This is a genomic window from Streptomyces sp. NPDC047000 (assembly GCF_040644295.1).
In the GTDB taxonomy this organism is placed as follows: domain Bacteria; phylum Actinomycetota; class Actinomycetes; order Streptomycetales; family Streptomycetaceae; genus Streptomyces.
On the sequence record NZ_JBEYWE010000008.1, the window covers coordinates 87,583 to 104,905 of the forward strand.

At 72.8% G+C, this 17,323-nt stretch carries 16 protein-coding genes; 3 read left to right on the forward strand and 13 right to left on the reverse strand.

Annotated elements, in window-relative coordinates:
* Nucleotides 1-55: 55 nt before the first annotated feature.
* The 7 genes from purB to ABZ862_RS15485 form a co-directional block, all read right to left on the reverse strand.
* On the reverse strand, nucleotides 56-1,498 hold the full coding sequence (gene purB / locus ABZ862_RS15455; protein ID WP_360957604.1) for an adenylosuccinate lyase: 1,443 nt from the start codon (nucleotides 1,496-1,498) through the stop codon (nucleotides 56-58).
* Between the two features lie 371 nt (nucleotides 1,499-1,869).
* The gene (locus tag ABZ862_RS15460; protein ID WP_360957606.1) at nucleotides 1,870-2,652 is read right to left on the reverse strand and encodes an SGNH/GDSL hydrolase family protein; all 783 of its coding nucleotides are present in this window, start codon (nucleotides 2,650-2,652) and stop codon (nucleotides 1,870-1,872) included.
* A gap of 69 nt (nucleotides 2,653-2,721) precedes the next feature.
* Entirely contained in the window at nucleotides 2,722-3,744 is a 1,023-nt protein-coding gene (locus ABZ862_RS15465; RefSeq protein ID WP_360957607.1) for a hemolysin family protein, read from the reverse strand.
* A complete protein-coding gene (locus tag ABZ862_RS15470; protein ID WP_360957608.1) occupies nucleotides 3,741-5,075 on the reverse strand; it encodes a hemolysin family protein in 1,335 nt (444 codons plus the stop codon). Before ABZ862_RS15470 ends, ABZ862_RS15465 begins: the two co-directional genes overlap by 4 nt.
* Before the next feature lie 257 nt (nucleotides 5,076-5,332).
* Nucleotides 5,333-5,758: a GNAT family N-acetyltransferase gene (locus tag ABZ862_RS15475; RefSeq protein WP_360957611.1), complete on the reverse strand. Its 426-nt coding sequence runs from the start codon at nucleotides 5,756-5,758 to the stop codon at nucleotides 5,333-5,335.
* A 329-nt stretch (nucleotides 5,759-6,087) separates the two neighbouring features.
* Nucleotides 6,088-8,655: an ABC transporter permease gene (locus ABZ862_RS15480; RefSeq protein WP_360957614.1), complete on the reverse strand. Its 2,568-nt coding sequence runs from the start codon at nucleotides 8,653-8,655 to the stop codon at nucleotides 6,088-6,090.
* 4 nt (nucleotides 8,656-8,659) lie between these two features.
* The gene (locus tag ABZ862_RS15485) at nucleotides 8,660-9,589 is read right to left on the reverse strand and encodes an ABC transporter ATP-binding protein (RefSeq protein ID WP_360957617.1); all 930 of its coding nucleotides are present in this window, start codon (nucleotides 9,587-9,589) and stop codon (nucleotides 8,660-8,662) included.
* 307 nt (nucleotides 9,590-9,896) lie between these two features.
* Between ABZ862_RS15485 and ABZ862_RS15490 the strand changes: the two genes are divergently transcribed.
* Both ABZ862_RS15490 and ABZ862_RS15495 read left to right on the forward strand, forming a co-directional pair.
* On the forward strand, nucleotides 9,897-10,148 hold the full coding sequence (locus ABZ862_RS15490; protein ID WP_360957620.1) for a toxin-antitoxin system HicB family antitoxin: 252 nt from the start codon (nucleotides 9,897-9,899) through the stop codon (nucleotides 10,146-10,148).
* Nucleotides 10,149-10,152: 4 nt separating this feature from the next.
* The gene (locus tag ABZ862_RS15495) at nucleotides 10,153-10,527 is read left to right on the forward strand and encodes a fic family toxin-antitoxin system, toxin component (RefSeq protein ID WP_360957623.1); all 375 of its coding nucleotides are present in this window, start codon (nucleotides 10,153-10,155) and stop codon (nucleotides 10,525-10,527) included.
* A gap of 15 nt (nucleotides 10,528-10,542) precedes the next feature.
* Here the strand turns inward: ABZ862_RS15495 and ABZ862_RS15500 are convergent, their stop codons facing one another.
* The 4 genes from ABZ862_RS15500 to bioB all read right to left on the reverse strand — a co-directional run bounded on the left by ABZ862_RS15500 (nucleotide 10,543) and on the right by bioB (nucleotide 14,603).
* Nucleotides 10,543-11,199, reverse strand: a complete 657-nt coding sequence (locus ABZ862_RS15500; protein ID WP_360957626.1) for a class I SAM-dependent methyltransferase — start codon at nucleotides 11,197-11,199, stop codon at nucleotides 10,543-10,545.
* Between the two features lie 123 nt (nucleotides 11,200-11,322).
* Complete coding sequence (gene bioD / locus ABZ862_RS15505) at nucleotides 11,323-12,051, reverse strand: dethiobiotin synthase (RefSeq protein ID WP_360957629.1); 729 nt, start codon at nucleotides 12,049-12,051, stop codon at nucleotides 11,323-11,325.
* A gap of 1 nt (nucleotide 12,052) precedes the next feature.
* Nucleotides 12,053-13,333: an adenosylmethionine--8-amino-7-oxononanoate transaminase gene (locus ABZ862_RS15510; protein WP_360957631.1), complete on the reverse strand. Its 1,281-nt coding sequence runs from the start codon at nucleotides 13,331-13,333 to the stop codon at nucleotides 12,053-12,055.
* A complete protein-coding gene (bioB, locus tag ABZ862_RS15515) occupies nucleotides 13,326-14,603 on the reverse strand; it encodes a biotin synthase BioB (protein WP_360957634.1) in 1,278 nt (425 codons plus the stop codon). Before bioB ends, ABZ862_RS15510 begins: the two co-directional genes overlap by 8 nt.
* Nucleotides 14,604-14,750: 147 nt before the next feature.
* Between bioB and ABZ862_RS15520 the strand changes: the two genes are divergently transcribed.
* Nucleotides 14,751-15,899: an 8-amino-7-oxononanoate synthase gene (locus ABZ862_RS15520; protein WP_360957637.1), complete on the forward strand. Its 1,149-nt coding sequence runs from the start codon at nucleotides 14,751-14,753 to the stop codon at nucleotides 15,897-15,899.
* A 101-nt stretch (nucleotides 15,900-16,000) separates the two neighbouring features.
* On the opposite strand, the gene ABZ862_RS15525 is transcribed toward ABZ862_RS15520, so the two are convergent.
* Together ABZ862_RS15525 and ABZ862_RS15530 are read right to left on the reverse strand one after the other, a co-directional pair.
* Entirely contained in the window at nucleotides 16,001-16,225 is a 225-nt protein-coding gene (locus tag ABZ862_RS15525) for a DUF397 domain-containing protein (protein WP_360957639.1), read from the reverse strand.
* A gap of 9 nt (nucleotides 16,226-16,234) precedes the next feature.
* Nucleotides 16,235-17,104: a helix-turn-helix transcriptional regulator gene (locus ABZ862_RS15530; RefSeq protein ID WP_360957642.1), complete on the reverse strand. Its 870-nt coding sequence runs from the start codon at nucleotides 17,102-17,104 to the stop codon at nucleotides 16,235-16,237.
* Between the last annotated feature and the right edge of the window lie 219 nt (nucleotides 17,105-17,323).

A 17,323-nucleotide genomic window follows, 5' to 3' on the forward strand; every position in this document is an offset into this window, starting at 1 on the left:
GGGCCGGGTGAACCCGCCGGTCCGGCAGGCCCGGCGGGCGCGTTCCCGGCCGGGTTCAGAGGATCGCCCCCGGGGTGTACCCGGCCGCCGCGGGATACTGCTTCAGGATCTCCTCGATCCGGCCGACGACCGCTCCGACCTGATCGGCGGCGGCGCCGGTGAAGGACAGCTTGTCCGCCATCAGCGCGTCGAGCTGCGCGTGGTCGAGCGGGAGGCGTTCGTCGGCGGCCAGCTTCCCGAGCAGGTCGTTGCGCTCCGCGCCCTGCTCACGCATCGCCAGCGCGGTGGCGACGGCGTTCTCCTTGATGGCCTCGTGGGCCACCTCCCGGCCGACCCCGGCCCGCACCGCGCCCATCAGCACCTTGGTGGTGGCGAGGAACGGCAGATAGCGGTCCAGCTCACGGGCCACGACCGCCGGGAAGGCACCGAACTCGTCGAGCACCGTGAGGAAGGTCTCCAGCAGACCGTCCAGGGCGAAGAACGCGTCCGGCAGCGCCACCCGGCGCACCACCGAGCAGGACACGTCGCCCTCGTTCCACTGGTCACCCGCCAGCTCGCCGGTCATCGAGGCGTAGCCGCGCAGAACGACCATGAGGCCGTTCACGCGCTCGCAGGAGCGGGTGTTCATCTTGTGCGGCATCGCGGAGGAGCCGACCTGGCCCGGTTTGAAGCCCTCGGTCACCAGCTCGTGCCCGGCCATCAGCCGGACGGTCTTGGCCAGTGAGGACGGCGCCGCCGCCAGCTGCACCAGCGCGGTGACGACCTCGTAGTCCAGCGAGCGCGGGTAGACCTGCCCGACCGAGGTGAAGGCCTGGGAGAAGCCCAGGTGCGAGGCGATCCGCTGCTCCAGTTCGGCGAGCCTGGCCGCGTCGCCGCCGAGCAGGTCCAGCATGTCCTGCGCGGTGCCGACCGGGCCCTTGATGCCGCGCAGCGGGTAGCGGCCCAGGAGTTCCTGGACCCGGCCGAAGGCCACGAGCAGCTCGTCGGCACCGGTCGCGAAGCGCTTGCCGAGGGTGGTGGCCTGGGCGGCCACGTTGTGGGAGCGGCCGGCCATGACCAGCTCGCCGTACTCCGCGGCCAGCTTGCCGAGCCGGGCCAGGACGGCGACCGTACGGTCACGCATCAGCTCCAGCGAGAGCCGGATCTGCAGTTGCTCCACGTTCTCGGTGAGATCGCGGGAGGTCATCCCCTTGTGCACGTGCTCGTGCCCCGCGAGGTCGTTGAACTCCTCGATCCGGGCCTTCACATCGTGCCGGGTGACCTTCTCGCGCTCCGCGATGGAGGCCAGGTCCACGGTGTCGAGGACGCGCTCGTAGTCGGCGATCGCCGCGTCCGGCACCTCGATCCCGAGGTCCTTCTGGGCGCGCAGGACGGCGAGCCAGAGCTGCCGCTCCAGCCGCACCTTGTGCTCGGGCGACCAGAGCACGGCCAGCTCGGTCGAGGCGTAGCGTCCGGCGAGGACGTTCGGGATACGGGGCTTGGCAGGCGCAGAAGTCACGTGACCGGATTCTACTGGCGATCGGCCCAGGCCAGTGCCCCAGCCACCCTGGCCGCGACCTGCGGGACCCGCACCCCACCCCACCCGACAGCCCCGAAGCCCCGCAGCGCCGCCGCCCCCGACCCCCGCGAAGCCCCACCGGGATGCGGGCGGAGCCCCACGGGGGTGCGGTGTGCGCAGCCCTACCGGGGTGCGGGGGCGGAGCCCCGCCGGGGGCCGGGGGCGGAGCCCCCTGGTGGGGTCGAAGGGGCGGAGCCCCTGGGGGACGGGAAAGGGAAGGGGCGGCGGGGGCGACACCACCCGGGTACGGCCCTGCGCCACACCCGCACCCGCACCGCAGCCCGCACGGGCACTAGCACTGCCCACTCCCCCTACGCCGGAGGCACCTCGTACGGCAGCAGTTCCGCCCGCTTCGCCGGGCGTCCGTCTCCCGACGACCGCCCGGTCAGCCGCCGCGCTATCCACGGCAGCAGATGCTGCCGGGTGAAGCTCACGTCGGCGACCCGGCGCGCGACCCACCCGGGAGGTGCCGTCGCCGGCATGGGCAGATGCCAGTCGGCATCCTCCGGCGCGTACCCGAGGCGCTGCCACACCGCCTCCGCGACCCGTCGGTGCCCGTCCGCCGTGAGGTGCAGCCGGTCCACGTCCCACATCCGCGGGTCCGCCAGCGACGGTGCGCCGTACAGATCGACCACGACCGCGCCGTGCCGCCCGGCGAGCTCGTCGACGCAGGCGAACAGCTCCTCCATGCGCGGCCGGAACCGTTCCAGCACGGGCCCCTGGCGGCCGGGACTGCGCATCAGCACCAGCTGCCCGCAGGCCGGCGCCAGCCGTTCCACCGCCTCCGTCAGCAGTTCCGTCACCCGGCCCATGTCGCACTTGGGCCGCAGTGTGTCGTTCAGACCGCCGACCAGGGTGATCACGTCGGGCTTCATGGCCGCCGCGACCTCGACCTGCTCGTCGACGATCTGCCGGATCAGCTTGCCGCGCACGGCGAGGTTGGCGTAGCGGAAACCGGGAGTGTGGGCGGCCATCCGGGCCGCGAGGATGTCCGCCCAGCCGCGGTAGGAACCGTCCGGCAACAGGTCCGACATGCCCTCGGTGAAGGAGTCGCCGACCGCGACGAGGCTGGAGTACGTGGGATTCGTCTGCATGGCGTCAGCGATGCTATCCCCCTTCCCGTACCCGCCGGTCGGTCGGTCTCCCCGCCCGGCCGCAGGGGCTCAGACCGGCTGCCCGAAGAGCTCCCGCAGTACGTCCGCCATGGTCACCAGACCCGCCAGCCGGCCGTCCGCGTTCTGGACCGCCGCCAGGTGTGTACGGGAGCCCCGCATCGCGGTGAGGACGTCGTCGAGCGGGGCGGACTCGAGCACCCGTGCGATGGGCCGCATGTCGCGCATCGGGAACGGCGTGTTTCGCGGCACCCGGTCCAGCGCGTCCTTGACGTGCAGGTACCCGATGATGCGCCGCTCGGTGTCGACCACGGGGAAGCGGGAGAAGCCGGTCTCGGCCGATATCGCCTCCAGCCGTTCCGGGGTGATGCCGATGTCCACGCGCGAGACCCGCTCCAGCGGCAGCATCACCTCGCGCACCGGCCGTCGGCCGAGCTCCAGGGCGTCGTGCAGCCGCTCCCGGGCCCGCTCGTCGATCAGGCCCGCTTCCCCGGAGTCCTTCACCAGACGTGCCAGTTCGTCGTCCGAGAACGTCGCCGTGACCTCGTCCTTGATCTCCACGCGCAACAGCCTGAGCAGGGTGTTCGCGAAGGCGTTCACCGTGAAGATCACCGGGCGCAGGGCACGGGCGAGGGCGACCAGCGGCGGTCCGAGCAGCAGCGCGCTGCGCACCGGCTCGGCCAGCGCGAGATTCTTCGGCACCATCTCGCCGAGCAGCATGTGCAGATACGTCGCCAGGGTCAGCGCGATCACGAAGGAGACGGCGTGCCCGGCCCCCGTCGAGACACCCACCGCGTGGAACACCGGCTCCAGCAGATGCGCGATCGCCGGTTCCGCGACCACGCCGAGGACCAGCGTGCACAGGGTGATGCCCAGCTGGGCGGCCGCCAGCAGCGCCGACACGTGTTCCAGGCCCCACAGCACGCTGCGCGCCCGCCTGCCGCCGTCCGGCGCCTCTTCGGCGTACTGCTCGACCTGCGCGCGCCGTACGGAGATCAGGGAGAACTCCGCGCCCACGAAGAACGCGTTGACGACCAGTGACACGAGACCGATCAGCAACTGGACGGTGGTCATCGCTCCTCCTCCGGCGCGGTGGCCGCGGTGAGCGGCGCGTGCATCAGGACGCGGGCGGCCCGGTGTCCCGCCGCGTCCACGACGTCGAGACGCCACCCGGCGACCTCGACACTGTCCCCGGCCACGGGTATGCGGCCGAGGCCGGTGGCGACGAGTCCGGCGAGCGTCTCGTACGGCCCGTGCGGCACCCTCAGTCCGACACGGGCGAGCTGGTCGGTGCGGGCGGCGCCGTCGGCGGACCAGAGGTCGCGGCCCTCTGCGTCGGCCCCGGTGAGCACCAGGTCGGGCGTCTCGTGCGGGTCGTGCTCGTCGCGCACCTCGCCGACGACCTCCTCGACGATGTCCTCCAGGGTGGCGACCCCGGCGGTGCCGCCGTACTCGTCGATGACGACGGCCATCGTGCGCTTGCCGGAGAGCCGGTCGAGCAGCCGGTCCACGGTGAGCGACTCCGGCACCAGCAGCGGCTCGCGCATCAGCTCGGCCACGGACACCCGCGCGCGCCGCGCCGCCGGTACCGCCAGGACGTCCTTGATGTGCGCGGTGCCCACGACGGAGTCCAGGCTGCCCCGGTACACCGGGAACCGCGACAGACCGGTGGCCCGGGTCGCGTTCGCCACGTCCTCACAGGTGGCCTGCGCGTCGAGGGCGACGACCTGGACGCGCGGTGTCATCACGTTCTCCGCGGTCAGGTCGGCCAGGTTCAGCGTCCGTACGAACAGCTCGGCGGTGTCCGCCTCCAGGGCGCCCGCCTTGGCGGAGTGCCGGGCCAGCGCGGCCAGTTCCTGCGGCCCGCGCGCGGACGCCAGCTCCTCGGCGGGCTCCACACCGAAACGCCGTACGACGCGGTTGGCGGTGTTGTTGAGGTGGCTGATGAAGGGCCGGAAGGCCGCGCTGAACCAGCGCTGCGCGTTGCCCACCTTCTTGGCCACCGCCAGCGGGGAGGAGATGGCCCAGTTCTTGGGCACCAGTTCGCCGACGACCATCAGGAACACCGTGGACAGCGCGGTGCCCACGACCAGGCCGACCGTGCCCGCCGCCGATCCCGATATGCCGAGCGACTCCAGCGGCCCGGTGAGCAGCGCGGCGATCGACGGTTCGGCGAGCATGCCGACGACCAGGTTGGTGACGGTGATGCCGAGCTGGGCCCCGGACAGCTGGAACGTCAGGTTCCGTACGGCCTTCAGTGCGCCGGACGCGCCGTGCTCGCCGCGCTCCGCGGCCCGTTCGAGGTCGGCGCGCTCGACCGTGGTCAGCGAGAACTCGGCGGCGACGAACGCGCCGCAGGCCAGGGACAGCAGGACCGCGACGAAGAGCAGGAGCACCTCGGTCATGGGTTCACCTCCGTCCCATGGTCGGGCAGGGCGGGCAGGAGTGCGCGGTGTCGGATGAGGGGGGTAGCGGGAGGCTCGCCCATGGGCGGACGTTCACACCTTTCGGCAGGAGATCGGCAGGACACGGCAGGAGACCGGCAGGACATCGGCCGGAAGCCGGACGATCCCCCAAGGGTAAAGGATCGGCAAAGCGTCCCGTCGGAGGCTGTGGACAACCGGCGTCGGCCTCGTCCCGCCGCATCCGGCCCCGTCCGGCCTCATCCGGACAGGGGCTTCACCCAGCGCCGCCACTGCTCCTCGGGCGCATACCCGGCCGCACGCCAGGCATGGTGGGCGGTCTCGTTCCGGACGAGCACCATGGCGTCCCCGCGCCGTCCGCCCAGCCGCCCGAACCGTTCCTCGGCGGCGGCGAGCAGCGCCGTACCGGCACCCCGGCGCCGGTGCCCGGGGTGCACCGCGAGCCGGTAGAGGTGGCAGCGCCAGCCGTCGAACCCGGCGATCACGGTGCCGACGAGCGCGCCGCCCGACTCGGCCAGCAGCAGCGCCCCGGGATCACGGGAGATCAGCCGCTCGACACCGTCCCGGTCGTCGCTGATGCTCGTGCCCTCGGCGGCCTCCCGCCAGAACGCCAGCACGGTGTCGATGTCGGAGGGGAGGGCGGGGCGGATACACGTTTCGTCCATGGGACGAGGCAACCAGGACGACGAGCCGTCCGGCGAGCGGATTTCGCCGGACGGGACTCCCCGGCGGCCCCGCTCTGCCGCGTGGGCGCGCCCGGTGACGTGACCGCTGAGCGGGATGCGCCGGGCGGGATGCGCCGGGTGGGCGAGGCCGCGCCGTCGGGGAGCACGCGCGCGTGCCGGTCCTTCCGGACGACGGCGCTGTCGAAAGCCTCGGCCGCGTGCACCGGGTCGACCCGGCCCCACCGGGACCATGCCGTGATCACCATGCCGCGATGTGCCGGTTTCGTGAGCCTCCGGAAGGGACGGCACCACCGGCTCGCGGGCCGGTGTCACTCGTGCGCGATCGCCGCCAGCACGTTCATCCGGGACGCCCGCAGCGCGGGCAGCAGGGCCGCGACCACGCCGACCACAGCCGACCCGATCACGACCGCGACGACGGTGCCCCACGGGACCGCGAGGGCCTTCATGCCCTGCAGCGCCAGCACCTGCTGTATGCAGACGCCCCACACCAGCCCGAGCCCGAGGCCCAGCACCGCGCCGAACACCGCGATCACCACCGACTCCAGCCGGATCATCCGGCGCAGCTGCCGCCGGGCGAGCCCGATGGCGCGCAGCAGCCCGATCTCCCGGGTCCGCTCCACCACCGACAGCGCCAGGGTGTTGACGACACCGAGCACCGCGATGACGATCGCCAGACCGAGCAGCGCGTACACGAGATACAGCAGCACCGCGATCTGGTCGTGGACCAGCTTCTTGTAGTCGGCCTGGTCGCGGACCTGGACCTGCGGATACGCCTCCAGTGTGTGTTTCAGGCCGCTGCGCAGCCGGTCGGCTCCGGTGCCGGGGGAGCGGTTGACGTACAGGGCGGAGTCCTGCCCGCCGGGGACGTACCTCTCGGCGGTGGCGATGCCGAAGTACAGCCCGCCCTGCATGCCGAAGCCGTCGGAGCTGCCCTGGTCGGTGAGCGCGCCGACCTTCAGCCTCGTGGTGCGGTTCCCCTGGAACTCGACGGGCAGGACGCTGCCGATCCGCACGCCGTGCTTCCGCGCGAAGCCCACGTCCATGGCGAGATTCCCGGGTGCCAGCGCGGCCGCCGTGTCGCCCGCCGCGTACTTCACGTGCGCGACGTCGTCCACTCCGTCGTCGTACCCGGAGGCCGTGGTCTCGATCCGCTTGCCGTCCGGCAGCCGCAGGGCGAGCGGCGCGAACCGCTGCCGTACGACGAGCCCGACGCCCGGCGTGGCGCGCACCTTGTCGGTGACCTCCGGGGAGAACGGCAGGAAGTTGCCGTTCTGCACGATGAAGTCGGCTCCCAGCGTCTTGTCGATCTGTTCGTCGAACGACCGCGTCATGGAGGCACTGGCCACCGACATACCGCCCACCAGGGCGAGTCCCACCATCAGCGCCGACGCGGTGGCGCCCGTACGGCGCGGATTGCGCAGCGCGTTGCGCTGGCTCATCCGGCCGACGGAGCCGAACAGGGCAGGGAACGCGCCGCCCAGCACCCGGATCACCGGGCGTACCAGCAGCGGGCCCGCGACGACGGTCGCGATCAGGGTCAGGACCACGCCGAGACCCAGCAGGGAGGCGGCCGAAGCGGTCTTCGAGGAGGCGGCGCACCCGGCGAGCGCGGCCGCGCCGAGCGCGCCCACGATCCCGCCGGCGACGGCGCGCACCTTCAGCGGCCGCCCCACCCCGGCGACGTCGGCGTCCGCCAGGGCCGCCATCGGCGACACGCCCGCCGCCCGGCGCGCCGGGAGATAGGCCGCGACGAAGGTGACCCCGACCCCGACGACATAGGCCGCGACGGGCGTCGGCCAGCCGATCACCATCTCCGTGGTCTTCAGATTCATGCCGAACGCGCTGATCAGGCGGATCAGTCCGGCCGCGAGCCCGATCCCGGCCGCCAGGCCCGCCGTCGAGCCGACCAGGCCGAGCAGGACCGCCTCGGTGAGCACCGAGCGGCGCACCTGCCGGCGGTCGGCGCCCAGGGCGCGCAGCAGCCCCAGTTCGCGGGTGCGCTGCGCGATCAGCATGGAGAACGTGTTGACGATCAGGAAGACGCCGACCAGGACCGCGATCCCGGCGAAACCGAGCATCACGTACTTGATGACGTCCAGGAACCCGCCGAGCTGCGCGGCGGAGGACTTGGCCTGTTCCCCGGCGGTCTTGACGTCGTAGCCGCCCGTGCCGATCACCTCGGTGATGCGGTGCTTGAGCACGGCGTCGGCCACGCCCTTCGCGCCGTCCACCGAGATGCCGGTCGCCCTGGTGGCCGAACCGAGCAGCCTGGTCTGCGCGGTCGGGGTGTCGAGGAAGACCAGGGCGGCACCGGGATTGGTGGTGGTGAAGGTGGCGATGCCGACGATCTTCACGTCGAAGGTGCCGGGCTGGGCCTGCACCGACAGGGTGTCACCGATCTTCAGATGCCTGCGGCCGGCGGTGTCCGCGTCCAGGAGCGCCTCGGCGGGGCCGTGCGGCGCGTGCCCGGAGGTCAGCTTCACCGGGCTGCGGTCGGTGACGTACCAGTTGGTGACGATGGTGGGCGCGCCGGTGGTGGGGCCGACCGGCCGGTGTCTGCTGTCGACGACCGCGATCTGCTGGGTGGCCGCGTCGATGTGGGCCGCGGCGACCCCGTCGACCTTGCGCACGGTCGCGGCGAGGGCCGCGGGCACCGTGGGGGTCGCGCCGGTCGGCACGGACGACTTGAGGTCCTGCCGGGGCTCGACGGTCACGTCGGCCGCGGTGGACGCGAAGAGCCGGTCGAAGGTGCGGGTGACCGTGTCGGAGAAGATCAGGCTGCCCGCGACGAACGCCACGGACAGCACGACGGCCAGCGCGGACAGCAGCAGCCGCCCCTTGTGCGCGAGGAAGCTGCGCAGCGTCGCTCTGAGCACCGGGTCACTCCCCTTCCGGGGCCGTGGCCTGATCGGAGACGTCGGCGGCTCCGGCGTCCTCCGGCGCGGTCTGCGGAGTGCCGCCGCCCCCCGGCGCGGTCTGCGGGGCGCTCCCGCCGTCCTGGCCGGTCCTCGCCGTACCGGCGCCCTCGGACCGGTCGCGGATCACGTCGAACCGCTTCAGGCGTTCCAGGACGGCGTCCGCCGTGGGACGCTCCATCTCGTCCACGATCCGCCCGTCCGCGAGGAACAGCACCAGATCGGAATGGGCCGCCGCGCCGGGATCGTGGGTCACCATGACGACGGTCTGCCCGAGGCTGTCGACCGACTCGCGCAGGAAGCTCAGCACCTCGAGCCCGGCCCGGGAGTCGAGGTTCCCGGTCGGCTCGTCGGCGAAGATCAGCTCGGGCCGGGAGGCCAGCGCGCGGGCACAGGCGACGCGCTGCTGCTGACCGCCGGACAGCTGTGAGGGGCGGTGCCTCAGCCGGTCCCGCAGCCCGAGGGTGTCGATGACCTGGTCGAGCCACTTCTCGTCGGGTCTCTGGCCCGCGATGTCCATCGGAAGGGTGATGTTCTCGAGTGCGTTGAGTGTCGGGATCAGATTGAACGACTGGAAGACGAAACCGATCCGGTCCCGGCGCAGCCGGGTCAGCTCACGGTCCTTCAGCCCGGTGATCTCGGTGTCGCCGAGCCACACCTGACCGGCCGACACCGTGTCGAGCCCCGCCAGGCAGTGCATCAGCGTGGATTTGCCCGAACCCGACGGCCCCATCACGGCGGTGAACCGGCCGCGTGCGATGTCCACGTCCACCGAGTCCAGCGCGAGCACCGTCGTCTCGCCCGTGCCGTACGCCTTGGTCAGACTCCGGGCGCGGGCCGCCGTCCCGCCGGGCACGGAACGGCCCGGCACGAGCCCCGCAACAGGTGTGGACAAGACGGCCTCCTAGCACGTTCCCGGGAGCCACGGCACTCCTGGCGTCATGACTCTTTTGTCCCGGCCGAGCCTAGTGTGACCGGGACCACGGCCGGTATCCCCCAGGGGGCCGAGACCGGCTCCACCCGCAGGCCCAGCCCCGGGAGCCGGTGTAAGGGGCATGCTCCGTCCCGGAGGCGGAGGCGGAGGCGGAGGCGGAGGCGGAGGCGGAGGCGGCCCGGGGCCGGGCACAGAACGGGGTCCGCGGCGGTGCCGGGAACGCGGCCGGGTCTTGCCGTTGCTAGCGCCCCGGCGCTAGCGTCGAGACATGGCGAAGACCCAGCTGAACGTGCGCGTGGACGAGCACACCGCCCGCGCGGCCCGCGAGCGAGCGCTGGCCCGCGGCATGAGCGTCAACCGTTACATAGAGGAACTCGTCCGGCAGGACACCGGCGAGGCCGGCCACACCTTCGTGGAGGCGGCCGCCGACTTCATGAAACGCTACGAGGCCGTGTTCGCCGAGGAGTTCGGCACGGACCCCGCCCCCGGCAGCCGGTCCCTGCCCGAAGGCCGCCACTGATCCCTTGAACGACCTCAGCATCGACCTCGCCTGGCTCCTGATGCTCGCCGAACAGCGCACCCCCGGCGACCCGCAGGTCACCGACTGGGGCGCGCTCGTCGCCGCCGTCGCCCGCCACCGCGCCGAGATATTCGACGTCCCCGTCTACGACACCCCGTACACCCGCGCCGCCTCTCTGCTGCAGCTGCTCATCCACGTCCCCGCCCTCGAGCGGTCCAACGCCCTGTTCGCCTGCGCCGTGGCCCACGCGTATCTGGTGGCCAGCGGTGTCAAGGTCGCGGCCTCGCCCGAGCAGGTGCGCGACCTGGCGAGGCTGGTGAAGAGCGGTGACGCCTCGGTGCACGACATCGCGGGACGGCTGCGGCTCTGGGGGCCGTGAAGCGCCGCCGCCGGCTCAGCCGGCGGGCCGCCATGCCGTGCCCTGCACGAAGTACGACGTGGGCAGGACGGGACCCCGCTCCGGGAGGAGCAGCCGCCGGTACGGGCCCAGCTCGAGACCGGCCGCCCGGAACGCGGCCACCGGCTCCCGGCTCACATGGCAGCCCCCGAACAGCAGCGGCCAGCCCGCCCGGTCCAGCGTCCGCTGGGTCCGCCGCATCACCGGCCCGCCGCCGAGCCCGTGCTCCAGGAACCGCACCTCACCACCCGGCCGCAGCACCCTCCGGACCTCCCGGAGCGTCCGCTCCACGTCCCGGACACTGCACAGCACCAGCGACAGCACCGCCGCGTCGAACGCCCCGCTCCTGACCGGCAGCGCCTCCGCGGCCCCCGGCACCACATCCACCGGGACCCCGGCCCGCGCGGCGGCGGTCACCGCCAGCTGCCGCAGCGTGCGCTCCGGCTCGATCGCCACGACCCCGGACACGGTGCCCGGGAAGTGCGCGAAGTTCAGGCCGTTGCCCGCCCCGATCTCGACGACCCGCCCGGACAGCCCCGCCAGCAGCTTCCTCCGGTACGGCCCGAACCCCGGCTCGGCGGCCGCACTGAACCGGGCGTAGCAACGGGCGAAGACAGGGTGACGTACGGCGTCCCGCGACCCTCGCGACGGCATGACGGACCTCCTCGCGCCGACGGCTGCCGCCATTGTCGCAAGCGGGCGCAGGGGCGAGGAAGCGCCGGAGGGGACAGGGGTGAGGAAGCGCCGGAGGGCCCCGGCCGCCCGTCCTGGCGGTCGTCACCCGAAGGCCGGAGGAGCCTCCCGCGCGCGGAACGCCTCCGCGTCCCACGAGCCGTGCAGACGCGGGGCGAGCCAGGTGGGCGCCGTGCTCCGGAAGACCGCCGGGGCCAGGGCGCCGACGGCCGCGGGGAGGGCGCCGAGGAGGGGGGCGTTCGCCACCTCCGGGAGGTCCAGGACGTTGCAGCGGTCCGCCAGGCCGGGATCGGCCGGCCAGCTGCCGATCACCACACCCAGCAGCTCGATCTCCCGCGACCGCAGTTCACGCGCCGTCAGCTCCGTCGTGTTGAGGGTGCCGAGCCCGGCCGGGGCCACCACCAGCACCGGGGCGCCCAGCAGCCGCGCCGCGTCGGCCAGCGTGCCGCCCGCCCGGTCGAACCGCACCAGCAGGCCGCCCGCGCCCTCCACCAGCACCAGGTCGTGCTCCGCCGCCAGCTTCTGTGCCGCCTCCGCCACCCGGTAGGGCCGCACCGGGGCGAGCCCCGCCCGGTGCGCCGCCGTACCGGGCGCCAACGGCTCCGGGTACCGGGCCAGTTCGGCCGTCGTCACGGCGCCCGCGAGCCGCGCGACCTCCTCGGCGTCGCCGCGCTCCCCGGGCCGTACCCCCGTCTGCGCCGCTTTCAGCACGGCCACCGATCGGCCCGCCGCCAGGGCCGCGGCGGCGACCGCGGCCGTGGTGACCGTCTTGCCGATCTCCGTGCCCGTGCCCGTGATCACCAGGACCGGCATGTCATCCCTCCCGTGCCGCCGCGCACACCGCGCGGGCGATCCGTGCCACATCGGCGTCCCCCGTGACGTACGGCGGCATCGTGTAGACCAGGTCGCGGAACGGCCGCAGCCACACGCCCTCGCGCACCGCGGCCCGCGTCGCCGCCGCCATGTCGACGTCATGGTCCAGCTGGACCACCCCGATCGCACCGAGCACCCGCACGTCCTTCACCCCGTCGAGTGCCGCGGCACCGGCCAGCCCCGCCCGCAGTCCCGCCTCGATGCGCCCGGTCTCCGCCCGCCAGTCCTGACCGAGCAGCAGCTCCAGGGAGGCGCATGCCACGGCCGCCGCCAGCGGATTGCCCATGAACGTCGGCCCGTGCGCCAGCACCGGCACCTCGCCGCGGGAGATCCCGTCGGCCACCCGCGCCGTGCACAGCGTCGCCGCCATGCTCAGATAGCCGCCGGTCAGTGCCTTGCCGACGCACATCACGTCCGGTGCCACCGCCGCGTGGTCCGCCGCGAACAGCGCACCCGTCCGGCCGAACCCGGTGGCGATCTCGTCGAACACCAGCAGCACGTCGTGCGCGTCGCACGCCTCCCGCAGCACCCGCAGATACTCCGGCGCGTGGAAGCGCATCCCGCCCGCGCCCTGCACCACCGGCTCCACGATCACCGCGGCCAGCTCGCCCGCGTGCCGCGCGATCAGCTCACGGAGGTGGTCGGCGTACGGCTCCTGGTACTCGGCGGGCGGGGCGTCCGCGAACACCTGGCGCGGCAGCGCCCCGCTCCACAGCTCGTGCATCCCGCCCTCGGGATCGCACACCGACATCGGATGCCAGGTGTCGCCGTGGTAGCCGCCGCGCCAGGTCAGCAGCCGCCGCCTGTCCGGCCGGCCGAGCGAACGCCAGTACTGCAGGCACATCTTGACCGCGACCTCCACCGACACCGAACCCGAGTCGGCCAGGAACACATGCTCCAGACCCTCGGGTGACATGTCGACAAGGAGCTTCGCCAGCCGGACCGCGGGCTCATGGGTGAGCCCGCCGAACATCACATGACTCATCCGCCCCAGCTGCTCGCGGACGGCGTCGTTGAGCACCGGGTGGTTGTAGCCGTGGATCGCCGACCACCACGACGACATGCCGTCCACCAGCTCGCCGGAGCCGTCCGCGAGTCTCAGCCGCACACCGCTCGCCGACTCGACGACCAGCGGTTCCGTACGGCCGGGCATCGGGCCGTACGGATGCCACACGTGCCGCCGGTCCAGCTCGAGCAGCTCGGGAACGCCCGGTTCAGGCATTGGGAGCGAGATCCGTTCCGGCGCCGCGGCGGCGTACCGCGACCAGGTCCGGGCGCGGCCCGTCGGCCGTCCGCCCCGGAGCGGGAGCGCCGGCCGCGGCGGCCGTACCGCACACCCCGCCGCCCGCGTGCGACCCGCACACCCCGCCGCCGCCCTCCTGCGGCCCGCAGCCGGTACCGCCGTCCTCATGCGATCCGCACGCGCCGCCCGGGTGCGACCCGCTCGCGGTGTCCTGCCCCGGCCCGCAGCCACCGCCCGCACCCGCCGCCCGGTGCGGAGGGAGAGTCACCTGGTCGGCGCCCTCGACCTCGAACCCCGCGTCGGCGATCATCTCCAGGTCGGCCCGGCCCGCCTGGCCCTCGCTCGTGAGGTAGTCGCCCAGGAAGACCGAGTTCGCCAGATGCAGCGCCAGCGGCTGCAAGCTGCGCAGATGGACCTCGCGGCCGCCCGCGATGCGCACCTCGGCGTCCGGGCACACGAACCGCACCATCGCCAGGATCCGCAGACAGCGCTGCGGGGTGAGGTTCCACTCCTGCGCCAGCGGGGTGCCCTCGAACGGGATCAGGAAGTTCACCGGCACCGAGTCCGGGTCCAGCTCACGCAGCGAGAAGACCACGTCGACCAGGTCCTCGTCGCTCTCGCCCATCCCCGCGATCAGCCCCGAGCAGGCGGAGAGGCCCGCGGAGTGCGCCTTGCGCACGGTGTCCACCCGGTCGGCGTAGGTGTGCGTCGTCGTGATGCCGCCGTACGTCGCCTCGGAGGTGTTGAGGTTGTGGTTGTAGGCGTCGGCCCCGGCCTCCCGCAGCCGCTCGGCCTGACCGTCCGACAGCAGGCCGAGACACGCGCAGACCTCGACGCCCTCGTTCTGGTCCTTGATCGTCCTGATGGTCTCGGAGACCCGGTCCACGTCCCGGTCGGTCGGACCGCGCCCGCTGGCCACGAGACACACCCGTTTGGCGCCCCCGGCGAGCCCCGCCGCGGCGGCCCCGGATGCCTCCTCGGGCTTCAGCCACGTGTACTTGAGGATGCCGGCCGTGGAGCCCAGCCGCTGTGAGCAGTAGGAGCAGTCCTCCGGACACAGGCCGGACTTGAGGTTGACGAGATAGTTCAGTTTCACCCGTCGGCCGAACCAGTGACGACGCACCTTGCCCGCCGCGGTCACCACATCGAGCAGGTCGTCGTCGGAAGTGGCGAGGACGGCGAGTGCTTCCCCGCGGGTCGGCGGCTCGCGCCGAAGCCCCTTGTCCACCAGCGTGTTCAGCAGGTCCATGAGGTCCGATCCTGGCCTACGCGGGGGCCCCGGGCCAAGGAGAGTTCACACAACAGTGTCGGTTCGACGTGTGGGTATTGCCACATCCTGGGCGGCAGGCCGTCCGGCTACTGTCTGTGCGCTACCTACAAAATCCCCGGAGGACCCATGGCGTTCGGCTGGATCGACGAGCAGGCGCTGCTGCGTCGCCGCGCCGGGCTGGTACGGACCCTGCGGCCCCGCCCCGCCGCCCCGCCCCTGCTCGACCTCGCGGGCAACGACTACCTGGGCCTGACGCGGCATCCGGAGGTCGCCGAGGGGGCCGCAGCGGCGGCCCGTACCTGGGGCGGCGGTTCCACCGGGTCACGGCTGGTCACCGGGACGACCGAGCTGCACGCCGGACTGGAGCGCGAACTGGCCGCGTTCTGCGGCTTCGAGGCGGCCCTCGTCTTCTCCTCCGGGTACGCCGCCAACCTCGCCGCCGTCACCGCGCTCGCCCCGCACGGCTCGCTCATCGTCTCCGACGCGGGCAACCACGCCTCGCTGATCGACGGCTGCCGGCTGGCCGGGGGCACCACCCTGATCGTCGGCCACGGCGACACGGAGGCGGTGCGCAAGGCGCTGGCCGGGCACGACGGTGAGGCGGTCGTCGTCTCCGACACGGTGTTCTCCGTCGACGGGGACGCCGCCCCGCTCACCGGCTACGCCGCGGCCTGCCGCGCGTACGGCGCCGGGCTGGTCGTCGACGACGCGCACGGTCTGGGAGTCCTGGGCGACGGCGGCCGGGGCGCGCCGTACGCGGCGGGTCTCGCGGGCGCCGACGACGTCGTCGCCACGGTGACCCTGTCCAAGTCGCTGGGCAGCCAGGGGGGCGCCGTCCTCGGCCCGGTCCGGGTGATCGACCATCTGGTCAACGTCGCACGAACGTTCATTTTCGACACCGGACTCGCTCCGGCGGCGGCCGGCGCGGCCCTCGCCGCCCTCCGGCTGCTCGGCCGTGAGCCCTGGCGCGCGGCACGCGCCAGGGCCGTGGCGGACGGTCTGCACGCCCGTCTGACCGCTGCGGGTCTGGAGGCGGTACGGCCCGACGCCGCGGTGGTCTCCGTGCGCGCGCCGTCCCCGGAGGGGGCCGTGCGCTGGGCGGCCGCATGCCGGTCGGCGGGCCTGGGTGTGGGCTGCTTCCGGCCTCCTTCCGTGCCGGACGGCATCTCACGGCTCAGGCTCACCGCCCGCGCGGACCTCTCCGAGGCACAGCTCGACCACGCCGTACGGGTGATCGTCGATGCCCGGCCGGAACACGGCCGGCCGTCGGAGTGACACGGCCGGCACCCGGCCACGAGCCGGTTCCACGGGTGCTGCGGGACCCGGCGAGGATGCCGACAGGGTGCCGAGCGGGCCGGACATTGCCTGCTGCGGCACTAGCGGATCGCGGCGAGGAAACCCGTCCAGCTCTCGGGGGAGAAGAGCAGGGCGGGTCCGGCCGGGTCCTTGGAATCGCGTACGGCGAGCAGACCGGCCCAGTTGCCGGAAGCCGGGACGGCTGTCTCGACGCAGTTGTTCGCTCCCGTGCTGTGGCTGCTGCGCAGCCATCGCAGGCCGGCCGGGGCGGTGCCGGAGGGGACGTTCCGAGGCAGTGCGGTCATGGTGCCTCCCTACGCGCCGTCATGGATCGCGGCGATGTAATCCAACGAGTCCTCGGGGGAAAGGGCGTGGATCTGAAGGGTGTTGAAGGCCTCTGAGTACGCCCGGAGGTCTTCCTTCCCTTCGAGATAGAGGCTACTCGTCAAGTGGTCGAGAACAACCACGTCCAGATCAGAGATGCTCGGAAATGAGAAAATAACGAAAGGACCGGTGATGCCGATATGCTCGCCGGCCCCGAACGGCAGTACCTGGAGCCTTACTTGAGGTGTCCGTCCCGCGGTGAGCAGCCTTTCCAGCTGACGCTCCATCACCCCCGGACCGCCGACCTCCCGGCGCAGCACCGCCTCGTCCAGCACCGCGCTCAGTTCCAGCGGCGGCTGCGACCGGAGCACGTCCTGCCTGGCCAGCCGTACCCGGACCAGCGTCTCCAGCCGTTCGCCGAGCTCGCCGGACCCGCCGCCCACGGCGGCGCGGGTCACCGCCCGTGCGTATTCCGGCGTCTGCAGCAGCCCCGGCACGACCGACGTCTCCAGCGTCCGCATCCGGTTCGCCTGGGACTCCAGACTGATGAAATCCCGGTACGCGGGCGGCAGCACCTCCCGGTACGCGTGCCACCAGCGGTGCCTCTCACCTATGTGCTCCGATCCCGCCAGCACCAGGAGCAACTCGCGCAGCTGCGGATCCTCCACCCCGTAGGCGTCCAGCAGTAACCGCACATCGGCCGGTTTCACCCCACTGGCGCCGGTCTCGATACGGCTCACCTTCGACTGGTGCCAGCCCACCAGACGGGCCGCCTCACCGCTCGTCAGGCGCGCACCCGTGCGCAGCGCGCGCAGTTCCGCGCCCAGTTTCCGGCGGCGCACCGCGGGGCCGTGCTGCATGGGCTACTCCTTACTCCTTGCGAGCCGCCCGAAAACGCTCTGCCGTCGCAGAGTTCACCGCATCGAGCGACAGATATATGCATATCTTGGCGGATCACCACCCGCTGGAGACGCGGAAATGGCAGGCTGGCGATGAAGCACCAGTCCGGGACCGTACTCGAACCATCCGCTCTCTGCCGGATGCCGGAGCGCGGTCCCGTGGGAAAGGGACGACGTCGC